This is a genomic window from Ilumatobacter nonamiensis YM16-303 (assembly GCF_000350145.1).
Lineage (GTDB): Bacteria > Actinomycetota > Acidimicrobiia > Acidimicrobiales > Ilumatobacteraceae > Ilumatobacter_A > Ilumatobacter_A nonamiensis.
The window spans coordinates 25,102-36,751 of sequence record NZ_BAOL01000084.1 but is presented as its reverse complement, the minus strand read 5'-3'; the positions used below and the strand labels follow the sequence as shown (position 1 = coordinate 36,751).

Below are 11,650 nucleotides of genomic sequence, written 5' to 3'. Positions count from 1 at the left end.
CTCCGGTGACGAGGAGACCGCCGACACCGAAGCCATGGAGGAGGAGTCCGGCGACGACGCGATGGACGAGGGCATGGAGCCCCAACGCGGCGGAACGCTCACGTACCTGCTCGAGGCGGAGTCCGACACGTGGGACATCCCCGGTGCGAACTGCGCTGTGGCCTGCATCACCGTCATGAACTCCGTCGCCGACACGCTGACCACCGTCACCGCGGACGGCGAGGTCGAGCCGTTCCTGCTCTCCGAGTTCACCCCGAACGACGACTTCACCGAGTTCAACCTGGTCATGCGTGACGGGGTCACGTTCCACGACGGAACGCCGGCCGATGGTGCGGCGTTGCACAAGAACCTGCTCGAGATGGCGAACGGCCTGCTCCAGGGTCAGGTCTTCTTCGACCTGGTCAACGGTGCGCCGCAGAACCCGGCCAACCCCGGTGACGCTGCGGACAGCATCGTGCTCAACGAGGATCAGTCGGTCACGGTCACCTTCGACAAGCCGTTCGCGACGTTCGGCAACAACCTGGCCGGGCGGACCGGTTGGTTGATCGCTCCGAGCTTCTGGGACAGCGAGTCCCGCGCCGGTGACCTGATGGTCGCCACCGGGCCGTTCGAGATGGTCAACCAGGTGCGCGGCGAGGTCACCGAGGTCCGTGCCTACGACGGGTACTGGCGTGACGGTGCCGACGGCGAGAAACTGCCGTATCTCGATGGTGTGGACTTCCGTCCCAACCCAGACCCCTCCGCCCGGCGGGCCACGATGGAAGCGGGCGACGCCGACGTCAACCAGGACAGCTTCGGTGAGAACCAGGAGTTCTGGGACGTCGAATGGGTCGAGCAGGGCAACGGAGTGGTCGAGGAGGCCGCCGCCCGCGAGGTCGGATACCTCATGCTCAACAACTCGAAACCGCCGTTCGACAACCCGCAGTTCCGTGAAGCTGTGGCGCTCTGCACCGACCGGAACGAGTACCTGACGTTCCGTGCCCCGGGCAACATGATCGCCAACGGTCCGTTCGCCGAGGGATCGGCGGGCTACATCGAGGATCCGGGCTTCCCCGAGTTCGACCCCGATGCCGGCAACGCGATCCTCGACGAGATCGGTCGTCTGCCGATCCAGTACGGGACCACGAACTCTCCTGCGAACCTGCTGACGGCGGAACTGTTCGCCGACCAGTGGTCGAGCAACTGTGGTCTCGACGTCTCGATCGACCAGTTCGAGCAGGCAGAACTCATCACGAAGGCACTCACCGGTGACTTCGAGGTCTTCGCATGGCGGAACCACGGCCAGGGTCATCCGGGCCTCGAGTTGGTGTGGTGGCACAGCCGTCACGCCGAAGGCCTGGCGCTGAACTTCGGACGCCTCGTCAGCCCCGAGATGGACGAGCTGTTGTTCGAGTCGTGGACGACCACCGACCAGGACGAGCTCGACACGATCGCTCAGGAGATCAACACGCTGTTCGCCGACAACGTGTTCAACATCTGGCTCGAGACCACCGAGTGGGCGATTCCGTACCGCGCGGGTGTCCACGGGCTCCAGCAGCTCACCTTGGAATCCGGCAACCCCAACCAGCAGTCGCTCGCCGGTCGGGCGACGGTGGACGAGGCCTGGATCGAGAGCTGACCGGTCCGCCGGTCTGAACGAACGAATCGGACATCACGATGGGGCCCGGGGCATCGAGGCCCGGGCCCCATCGTCCGATTCGGATCTTGCACCGAACCTCGATTCATCGACGTTGAGCCTTCGGAGGGCTTCACATGGTTCTCATCATCTTTCTGGTCGTACTCGTCGCACTGATCGCGTGGGTCATCAAGACCGCCGGCTGGAAGTTCGCCGCGCAGCGTTTCGGCGGTGCGATCATCGTGCTGATCCTGGTGACCTTCGGGACCTCCTTGCTGCTCCGACAGGTGCCGGGCGAACCGTGTGAGATCGCGCTCGGGACCGCGGCCTCGGAGGAGGCAGTTGCCGAATGTGTCGACGAGCAGGGGCTCGACGACAACGTGGTCGTCCAGTACGTCGGATGGAGCAAGGACACGCTGTCCGGTGACTTCGGATACGCGTTCTACAAGAACAAGGAACCGCTGATCGACACGATCGAGCAGCGGATGCCGCGCACCGCCTTCCTCTTTCTCTACAGCCAGTTGCTCGCACTGCTCATCGCGGTGCCGCTCGGGATCTGGGCGGCGTACCAGGCGGGCAAGAAGCGCCGGAACATCCCGTCGTGGCTGATCTATCCGATCGTCGGAACGCTGTTCGTGTTCGGACAGTTCGTCGCAGGATGGAGAGTCTCCGCGCTCGTCGCGGTGGCCTTCGTCATTCCGTTGCTGATCTTCAACTTCATGAGAGCGGGGCCGTCGGGCGACACGACCGTGAACTTCTTCGCCTTCGTGCTGTTGTCGATCCCCGTGTTCGTCATCGGCGAGTCGCTCCGCTATGCGTTCTCGGTCGAGCGTGACTGGTACCAGCTGACCGGGTATGCGCCGTGGAGTGACGGCGTCCTCGAGCACTTCAAGTCCATCTGGCTGCCCGCCGTGGTGCTCGGTCTCGCCGCGACCCCGGTCTACCTGCGCCTGCTCCGCGCCGACATCTTGCAGAACCTGCAGCAGGACTACGTCTCGGTCGCCAAGGCCAAGGGAATGTCGAACACCCACATCCTCATGCGCCACGTGCTGCGGCCGTCGACGTTGACCCTCATGACGGTGCTCGGACTGAACATCGCCCAGTTGGTCAACGGCGCGGTCGTGGTCGAGTTCATCTTCGACTTCGACGGCATGGGCGGCTACCTGATCGAGGCGGTCTACCGCCAAGAGTTCTTCGCTGTCCAGACGATCGTCGCACTCGTTGCGGCCCTGTTCATCTTGACCAACCTGATCATCGACCTGCTGTACACATCGGTCGATCCCCGAGTGAAAGCGAGCACCGGCACATGACCAACATCGCAGTCGATCTCGCCGAAACCAGTGGCAAAACCGACTTCGCCGACACCAAGGCGACGGACTGGGTCTTCCGGATGTCGGCCGCGTGGCTCGTCATCGTCGTCGTCTTCGTCGTCCTCGGCGAACTCAATCCGTTGGTGGGTGACCCCGACGTTCGCGACGCCTCGATGGTCAACGCGCCTCCGGGGTGGCCGAACATCTTCGGCAACGATTCGTTCGGTCAGTCGATCTTCGACCAGGTGGTCATCGGCGGCCGGATCTCGATCTTCGTGGCCACCACCGTGACCTTCATCGGCATCTTCGTCGGCGGTGCGATGGGGCTGGTCGGCGGCTACTTCAAGGGATGGTTCGACTCGGCGATGCGGCTGATCATCAACACCACCCTGTCGATCCCGGCGCTGCTACTGGTGATCTTCATCGTCACCGTCCGCGGGCGCAGCCTCGCCAACGTGATCTTCGCGGTCAGCCTCCTCGCGATCCCTGCGCTCGCGCGCATCGTGCGAGGCAGCACGCTCCAGGTGGCCGATCGCGACTTCGTGAAGGCCGCCGAGGTACTCGGTGTGAAACGGACCAAGATCCTGTTCCAGGAGGTCCTGCCGAACGTGATGCCGACGATGATCTCGTTCGCGTTCCTCACCACCGGCATCGTCCTGGTCGCCGAGAGTTCGCTCTCGTTCCTCGGCCTCAGTGTCGAATCACCCTCGATCACCTGGGGTTCGATCATCGCGGGAGGGCGGCCGAAGTTCAACGACGCGCCGCACGTCGTCTTCGCCCCGGCGATCGTGTTGTTCCTCACCGTTCTGAGTCTGAACTTCGTCGGCGACCGTCTGCTGAAGCGGTACGACATCAAGGAGGCAAGCCTGTGACCGAGACCATGCTCCGTGTCAACGACCTCGTCGTCGACTTCTCGACGCCGTCCGGCAACCTGCGCGCGGTCGACGGCGTGTCGCTCGAGCTCTCCGAAGGCGAGACCTTCGCCATCGTCGGTGAGTCCGGCTCCGGCAAGTCGGTGTTCGCCCGCACCCTGATCGACCTCCTGGCCGGGAACGGGAGCCGCTCCGGCTCGATCGAGGTCGGTGGACGCAACATCGACGAACTCACCCGGTCCGAACGGAAACACTTCTTCGGCGTGGAAGTGGCGATGGTCTTCCAGGACCCGATGACGTCGTTGAACCCGGTGAAGCGGATCGACGCACAACTCACCGAGGCGATGCGCTACCACCTCGACATGAGCAAGTCGGAGGCCAAAGACCGCGCGATCTGGCTCCTCAAGCAGGTGCACATCCCGTCGCCCGAGAAGCGGCTGCGTCAGTATCCGCACGAGCTCTCCGGTGGCATGCGCCAGCGCGTCGTCATCGCCATGGCGCTCGCCTGTGAGCCGCGTCTGCTGATCGCCGACGAGCCGACCACGGCACTCGACGTGACCGTGCAGAAATCGATCCTGGACCTGCTCGACGAACTCCGTGTCGATCGGAAGATGTCGATGATCCTGATCACGCACGACCTCGGCGTCGCACGTGGCCGGGCCGACCGGATCGGGGTGATGTACGCCGGGCGGATGATGGAGGTCGGGGCGACCGAAGCGCTGTTCTCCGACATGCGCCACCCCTACACGCAGGCGCTGCTCGACTCGATCCCGAATCCGGCGATGCCGAGCCACAGTCGGCTCAAGCCGATTCCGGGCCGTCCGCCGAACCTGCTCGACCCACCCAAGGGGTGCGCCTTCGCCGCCCGCTGTCGGCATGCGCGCTACGACTGCCTGGAGGAAGCGCCACCGCTCGACGGCCCGGACGGGCCCGAGGGACACCGGTGGGCGTGCTTCCATCCGGTCGGGACGCCCGAGGGCGAGGCGGCACTGGCTGCCAACCTGCAGGACGGTGAGACCGCGACCGGTCTTCCGATGAACGAAGTGGGAGAACTTGTCTGATGGCCGGTACCGGAACCGCGCACCTGCGTGAGAGCGATGACGTGTTGGTGCGCGTCGAGAACATGGTCGTCGAGTTCCCGATCTCGGGCGGCACCGTGCACGCCGTGTCGGGAATCAGCTTCGACCTCGTCGAGGGGGAGACGCTCGGGATCGTGGGGGAGTCGGGGTGCGGCAAGTCCACCACCGCGCGTGCCACGATCCAGCTCCCGAAACCGACCTCGGGTTCGGTCCACTTCCACGGAGATGACATCACGACGTTGTCGGGTGATCGCCTGCGCAAGGTGCGACCACAGCTGCAGATGATCTTCCAGGACCCGATCAGTTCGCTGAACCCGCGTCGGACCGTCCGCGAGATCATCGGCGAAGGGCTCAAGGTGTGGGGCGAGAACGACAGTTGGTCGCTCGACACGATCGACCTGCTGATGGAATCGGTCGGCATCGATCCGCGGTACGGCGAGCGTAAACCGCACCAGTTCTCCGGTGGCCAGTGCCAGCGCATCTCGATCGCCCGCGCACTGGTCCTCGACCCGAAGGTGATCATCTGCGACGAGCCGGTCTCGGCGCTCGACGTCTCCGTGCAGGCGCAGATCCTCAACCTGCTCGAGGACATGAAGGCGCGGTACGGCGTCAGCCTGATGTTCATCAGCCACGATCTGTCGGTCGTGAAGAACATCTCGGACCGCGTGATGGTCATGTACATGGGCAAGACCTGCGAAGTGGCAGGCGCCGACGACCTCTTCGACCGCCCGACGCACCATTACACCCGCGCGCTGATGGCGGCGATCCCCGGTGCCGACGTGAACGTCGACGAGCAGGTACTGGAAGGGGAATTGCCGTCCGCGATCGACCCGCCGAGTGGATGCCGGTTCAACACCCGTTGTCCCGCGGCGACCGACGAGTGTCGGACCGACGAGCCACAGCTGCGCGAGGTGGCGCTCGGTCACTTCGTCGCTTGCCACCATCCCGTCACCTCCTGATTTGCTCGGCCGATAGCGTCGACGTATGGCACGACGCAACTCCGGTCGCAACAGTGGTGGTCCCAAGTACCCGCGCTCGGCGCGGGTGGGTGAGACGCTGCGCGAGATCATCGCCGAGGACCTGGTCCGTTTCGACGACGAACGGCTCGCGTTCGTGACCGTCACGGGCATCGACGTCGACCCGGAACTGAACCGGGCGATCGTCTTCTTCGATTCGCTCGCCGGCGAAGACGGCGACGAGGAGATCATCGAAGCACTCGGCGAATATCGGATCCGGCTGCAGTCGTCGATCGCCCGACAGATCAAGGCGAAGAAGACGCCGATTCTCGAGTTCAAGCCCGACATGGCGATTCGCTCGTCGGAGCGGATCGACGAGATCCTGCGCGCCGACCGCGAACGTCGCGCGTAGATCGCCCGCGATGGGACGCCGCAAGCGGCCGGCCACGACTCACGGCATCGCCGTGGTCGACAAACCGGCCGGAGTGACGAGCCACGACGTCGTGGCGATGCTGCGCAAGCGGTTCGACGAGCGACAGGTCGGTCACGGCGGCACGCTCGATCCGAGTGCGACCGGGGTGCTCGTGGTCGCGGTCGGGAAGGCGACCAAGCTGTTGCGATTCGTCGAGAAGACGTCGAAGGCCTATGTCGGCGAGATCGTCTTCGGGGTCGAGACCGACTCGCTCGATGCCGACGGCGAGGTCACGGCGACGCACGACATGGATGAGGTGCCGGTGGCCGCCGCTCAGGCGATGGTCGATGCGCACCTGGTCGGGGACATCGAACAGATCCCGCCGATGGTGTCGGCGATCAAGATCGACGGCAAACGGCTGCACGAACTCGCCCGGGAGGGAATCGAGGTCGAGCGACCGCCCCGGCCCGTCACGATCCACTCCTTCACGTTGATGCCGACCGAAGAGCCGAACGTCCTGCTCGCAGCGGTCGAGTGCAGTTCGGGCACGTACATCCGCACCCTCGCCGCCGATCTCGGCCACCTGTTGGGTGGAGGAGCGCACCTGCGGAACCTTCGCCGCACCGCCGTGGGACGCTTCACGTTGGGTGAGGCCGGCTCTCCGGACGAGTGCGAACTGCTGCCGGTCGCCGAAGCGGTCCGGACGCTCGATCGGGTCGATGTGACGGAGCAGGTCGGCGGGCTGGTGATGAACGGACGGGTGCTCCCGGCGTGGGACGGTGCACCGCCGTGGGCAGTGTTCGGACCCGACGAGTCGCTGCTCGCCGTGTACGAACCGCACGGGGCACACGACGCGAAGCCGATGGTCGTCGTTCCACAGACGTAAGCTGACCCCCGTGCGGATCATCACCGACCAGACCACACGGGCGTTTCCGGACCAACGAGCGGTCGTCACGATCGGCGCGTACGACGGCGTCCACCGTGGACACCTGGCGGTCATCGACCAGGTGAAGCAGCTCGCCGCAGCGCGCGGCTGTCGCTCAGCGCTGGTCACGTTCGACAAGCATCCGGCGACCGTCGTCCGGCCCGAGTCGGCACCGAAACTCCTGACGGGACCCGACCGCAAGGTGGAGCTGCTCGAGGCGACCGGTCTCGACGCACTCGTGATCGTCCCGTTCGACGAAGCGCAGGCGGCCGAGTCGCCCGAATCGTTCGTCCACCGGGTCCTCGTCCAGTGCCTCGCGACCAGCGCGATCGTGGTCGGCGACGATTTCCACTTCGGACGCGACCGAGAGGGCAACGTCGACCTGCTCCGCAAGATCGGGCTCGAGGAGGGCTTCGACGTCGAGCCGCTGCACCTCGTCGGGCGCCGTGACGGCATCGACGAGCCGGTCAGCTCCACTGCCATCCGGCGCGCTCTCGCCGGGGGAGACGTCGCGCTCGCCAACGAGATGCTCGGTCATCCGTTCGAGGTCCGCGGTCAGGTGCAGAAGGGTGACCAACGAGGTCGATTGCTCGGATTCCCGACCGCCAACGTCGAGGTGTCGAGTCGGATCTGCCTGCCCGCCGACGGTGTCTATGCCGGCTGGTACGAACGCCCCAACGGCGAGGTGCGCGAGTGCGCGATCAACCTCGGGCGTCGTCCCACGTTCTACGAACACGCCGAGACATCACTGCTCGAAGCCCATCTGCTCGACTTCGACGGCGATCTCTACGGCGAGACCGCCCGCGTGCGGTTCGTCGACTTCCTGCGCTCCGAGCGCAAGTTCGACGGGATCGATGCTCTCATCGAGCAGCTGCGGACCGACATCGAGAGTGCGCGCACGTTGCTCGTCGACGACGTCGACTGACGTCGGTCATTCGCCGCCGGCCGGTGTGCTCAGCCCGGCCAGACCACGATGGCATCGTCGCCGTAGACGCCCGCGGCGAGTTCCGACACGTACCGGCCGGCGTCGGGAGCGTCCTCGTCGCCGAACAGTCCGACCGCGCTGTACGCGTCGACCTCGGCCTGCAGAGTTTCCAGGTCGGGCCACGCCAGGCCCATCCCCTCGGGCGTTCCGTCGAGGATCAGCTCCGCCTCGGTCTCCCACCGGAAGATCTCTCCCTCGGGCTCGAGGAAGTTCGGGTTGCCGTTCGCGTTGAGGACGTCGACCGCACCGAGCGCCGCTGCTTCCGGATCGTTCACCGCGTCATCGAGCCCCTTCAGCGTTGCACGCACGAAGTCCTGCGCCGCGCTCGGATGGGCGGCGACGAACTCGGCCGACGTGAAGATCACCCCGAACGAGCCGGGGACGCCGTAGTCGAGGGGATCGAACTGGTGAAACCCGACGCCGGCTCGCTCCAGGGTGCCGACCTCGTTGCTCTTCCAGCCGGTCAGTGCGTCGATCGCCGGGATGTCCATGTGGGCGCGGGGGTCGAACCCGTCGAGCAGCACCGTGTCGTACTGCTCGCCCTCGATCAGGTCGTCGCTGCGCAACATGACGTCGATCGCGGGCGGGAGCTTGCCCTTCACGCCGATGGTCGATCCGGCGAGTTCGGGAAATTCGGTGGCGGTACCGGGCTTGACGATCAGGGTGTCGATCGCGCTGCGCCCGTCGACCGTCACGGCCACGAAGTTCGCGTCGTTCGCGGCGGCGAAGGCGACGATCTCGCTGAACGATCCACCGGACGCGAACTGCGCCGTGTCGGACGCGACCTGCGGATAGTTGGCCGCGGAGAAGCCCGGGCGGATCTCGACGTCGAGGCAGAGGTCGTCGTAGTAGCCGGCGGCGTCGGCCGTCACGACTTCGATGATCGACGAGGCCGCCGCGAAGTCGAACCCGGTGAGGTAGGTGATCGTGCCTGCCTCCTCGTTGGCCGTGCACCGTTCGGCGGGGAACTCGTCGCCGGACTCGAACGCCATGTCGGGCTCGTCGAGGACGGTCGTCGCCTCGTCGGTGCCCGGCGCGGTGGCGGACGTGGATGGTGTGTCGTCGTCGCCTCCGCACGAGGCGAGCGCGATGAGCGCGACGAGCGCGGTGGGAGCAAGACGGGAACGCATGGGTGAACGTGGCATGTGACGGGGCGCGAGTCGGGGTGAGCGCCCATTCGGTCCGTGGAGACTAGGGGACCGGGGCGACGCCACCCGTCCTCGCGCGGGCACCGACACGGAACCGTGATCTGTCCGTCATACTGACAACTCGTCCGACCGCGGGTTCAGGTCCGTTGCGACGCGTGCCACCGCAGGAGCAGTCGCTCACCGATCGACACGATTGCGAGACCGACGATTCCCAGCGCGGCGGTGCAGAAGATCGTCGTCCAGAGCACCTCGGCACCGCCGGTCTGATCGGTCGTCGCACGGCGGCCGATCACACCCAGGCCACGAGGCTCGAGTGCCGATCCCTCGGCGAAATACGCGGCGGCGAGGGCGAGCGCGATGGCGAAACGCCCGGTGGTGAACAGCGCCGGGAGCGCCGAGGGGAGTCGGAGGCGCCACAAGACCTCCCACCGTGAGGCGTCCACGCTGGCAAGGAGTTCGCGTGCCGCCGGGTCGGCCGAACGCATCCCGCCGACGACTCCGAACGCGAACACCGGGAACGTCGTGAACGCCACGAGGAACAGAATCGGGCGCTCGCCGAAATCGAGCCAGATCACGATCGAGGTCATGTAGGCGACCCACGGCGTCACGAGGATCACGACGAGGACCGGTTGAGCGGCCTCTTCGACGAATCGCGAGGCCGCCATCGCCGACCCCACGACCAGTGCGATCATCAACGACACGGTCAGCCCGATCAGCATGTGCCGGGCGGTGACCAACGTGTTGCTCCAGTAGGCGCCGGGCTGGTCGAACAACTCCGTGACGATCGCGGAGGGTGCGAGGAGGACGAAGCGGCGGATGTCGAAGATCCGCACGGCGGCCTCCCACACGACGAGCAGCGCGATCACGCCGGTGACCGGTGCGATCAGCGAACGGGCGACTCTCATCCCGCGTGCGCGCCGATCCCGAGCGCGCGGCGAAGGCGCGTGGTCACCTCGAAGAACTCGGGGGAATCCTCCAGCTCGGGTCGACGCGGACGGCCGAGGGTCACCTCCTCGATCGAGGCGACACGACCCGGACGCGGCGACAACACGGCGACTCGGTCGGAGAGGTACGTGGCTTCGCTGATCGAGTGCGTGACGAAGACGACGGTCGCTCCGTGCGGTTCGCGGAGTCGGGTGAGCAGGTGGCGCATCTCGGTGCGGGTGATCTCGTCGAGCGCGGCGAACGGTTCGTCCATGAGCAGGAGGGGAGCGTCGAGAGCGAAGGCGCGCACCAGGCCCACCCGCTGTTGCATTCCTCCGGAGAGCTCGTGCGGGCGGGCGTCGGCGAAGTCCGCCAGACCGACGAAGTCGAGCAGTTCGTCCACCGAGTGGGACGGCGTGGCGGGGGAGCGGCCCGGGTTCAGGTCGAGCAGGAGGGAGGCGTTGGCGCGCACGGTGCGCCAGGGGAGCAGGGCGGGCGCCTGGGGCACGAACCCGATCCGCTTCTCGGCGCGGGCGCGTGCCGGGTCGACACCGTCGACGGTGATCGTGCCGGCCGTCGCCGAGACGAGCCCGGCGATCAGGCGGAGCAGCGTGGTCTTGCCACATCCCGAGGGCCCGAGCACCGTGAGGATCTCGCCCGCGGGGACGGACAGATCCGTCGGAGCCAGTGCCTCGACCGAACCGAACGTCTTCGAGACGCCGCGCAGTTCCACCTCGGCCGACACCGTCGGGATCGTACCGTTCGTGCCATCCGGAGACGGTGTCGACTTCGGCTCGGGGCCGATAGCATCTCCTGGTCCGTTTGGGCTGGGTTCCGGGTCGCCGGGATCAGGTGCGCAGGCGTGATGCGGAGCAGAAGACCGTTCCGCGACCGAATCCACACGAACCAGGAACAGGCGAGACACCACGATGCCGAACAAGGCCGCAACCATCGATCAGCACAAGACTCACGACTCCGACACCGGGTCGCCCGAGGTTCAGATCGCACTCCTCACCGAGCGCATCACGCACCTGACCGAGCACCTCAAGATGCACAAGAAGGACCACCACAGCCGCCGTGGCCTCCTGATGCTGGTCGGCCGCCGCCGTCGCATGCTCGACTACGTCCGCTCGATCGACGTCGAGCGCTACCGCAAGATCGTCAAGGACCAGGGCCTCCGCCGCTGATCTCGACGGGGGTCTGACCCCCCGTTGACACGCGTTCCACAACGAGAAGGTCTCGCGCCCGGTACACTGTCCTGGACCGGAACGTCCGGTCACGGAGTTCCAGGCGCTGGTTGCCGGTTGCTGACTCCGAGATGCTGTGCGGAGTCCTCTTTGTCTGGCTGTAGATCTCGGGGTGACCAACTGGGAACCGGCCACTGATTCTCCTTCAGAAGCCACGCGGCAGGGTGCTGCGTGTTT

General features: G+C 66.2%; 12 protein-coding genes. 9 read left to right on the top strand and 3 right to left on the bottom strand.

Going from position 1 to position 11,650, the window contains the following annotated elements:
* From ON45_RS09970 to ON45_RS09935, 8 genes are all read left to right on the top strand, one after another.
* The coding region (locus ON45_RS09970; protein ID WP_040493538.1) for an ABC transporter substrate-binding protein at window positions 1-1,618 on the top strand (1,618 nt) is incomplete at its 5' end.
* A gap of 134 nt (window positions 1,619-1,752) precedes the next feature.
* Complete coding sequence (locus ON45_RS09965) at window positions 1,753-2,925, top strand: ABC transporter permease (protein ID WP_040493536.1); 1,173 nt, start codon at window positions 1,753-1,755, stop codon at window positions 2,923-2,925.
* On the top strand, window positions 2,922-3,797 hold the full coding sequence (locus ON45_RS09960) for an ABC transporter permease (RefSeq protein ID WP_051062832.1): 876 nt from the start codon (window positions 2,922-2,924) through the stop codon (window positions 3,795-3,797). The genes ON45_RS09965 and ON45_RS09960 overlap by 4 nt, the downstream gene beginning before the upstream one ends.
* Entirely contained in the window at window positions 3,794-4,858 is a 1,065-nt protein-coding gene (locus tag ON45_RS09955; RefSeq protein WP_241432188.1) for an ABC transporter ATP-binding protein, read from the top strand. The genes ON45_RS09960 and ON45_RS09955 overlap by 4 nt, the downstream gene beginning before the upstream one ends.
* Window positions 4,858-5,835, top strand: coding sequence for an ABC transporter ATP-binding protein (locus tag ON45_RS09950; protein WP_040493535.1), 978 nt, complete (start codon window positions 4,858-4,860; stop codon window positions 5,833-5,835). Before ON45_RS09955 ends, ON45_RS09950 begins: the two co-directional genes overlap by 1 nt.
* 25 nt (window positions 5,836-5,860) lie before the next feature.
* Complete coding sequence (rbfA, locus tag ON45_RS09945; RefSeq protein ID WP_040493534.1) at window positions 5,861-6,244, top strand: 30S ribosome-binding factor RbfA; 384 nt, start codon at window positions 5,861-5,863, stop codon at window positions 6,242-6,244.
* Between the two features lie 10 nt (window positions 6,245-6,254).
* Window positions 6,255-7,130 carry a tRNA pseudouridine(55) synthase TruB gene (truB, locus tag ON45_RS09940; RefSeq protein WP_040493533.1) on the top strand — a complete coding sequence of 292 codons (876 nt, stop codon included), beginning with the start codon at window positions 6,255-6,257 and terminating at the stop codon, window positions 7,128-7,130.
* A gap of 10 nt (window positions 7,131-7,140) precedes the next feature.
* Window positions 7,141-8,094: a bifunctional riboflavin kinase/FAD synthetase gene (locus ON45_RS09935; RefSeq protein WP_051062831.1), complete on the top strand. Its 954-nt coding sequence runs from the start codon at window positions 7,141-7,143 to the stop codon at window positions 8,092-8,094.
* Window positions 8,095-8,123: 29 nt separating this feature from the next.
* Here ON45_RS09935 and ON45_RS09930 read toward each other — a convergent pair whose 3' ends face one another.
* The 3 genes from ON45_RS09930 to ON45_RS09920 all read right to left on the bottom strand — a co-directional run bounded on the left by ON45_RS09930 (window position 8,124) and on the right by ON45_RS09920 (window position 10,971).
* The gene (locus ON45_RS09930) at window positions 8,124-9,284 is read right to left on the bottom strand and encodes an ABC transporter substrate-binding protein (protein ID WP_040493531.1); all 1,161 of its coding nucleotides are present in this window, start codon (window positions 9,282-9,284) and stop codon (window positions 8,124-8,126) included.
* A gap of 155 nt (window positions 9,285-9,439) precedes the next feature.
* Entirely contained in the window at window positions 9,440-10,207 is a 768-nt protein-coding gene (locus ON45_RS09925) for an ABC transporter permease (RefSeq protein WP_040493529.1), read from the bottom strand.
* A complete protein-coding gene (locus tag ON45_RS09920) occupies window positions 10,204-10,971 on the bottom strand; it encodes an ABC transporter ATP-binding protein (protein ID WP_206537678.1) in 768 nt (255 codons plus the stop codon). The genes ON45_RS09925 and ON45_RS09920 overlap by 4 nt, the downstream gene beginning before the upstream one ends.
* 184 nt (window positions 10,972-11,155) lie before the next feature.
* Between ON45_RS09920 and rpsO the strand changes: the two genes are divergently transcribed.
* Window positions 11,156-11,413 carry a 30S ribosomal protein S15 gene (rpsO, locus tag ON45_RS09915; RefSeq protein WP_040493527.1) on the top strand — a complete coding sequence of 86 codons (258 nt, stop codon included), beginning with the start codon at window positions 11,156-11,158 and terminating at the stop codon, window positions 11,411-11,413.
* Window positions 11,414-11,650: the final 237 nt, after the last annotated feature.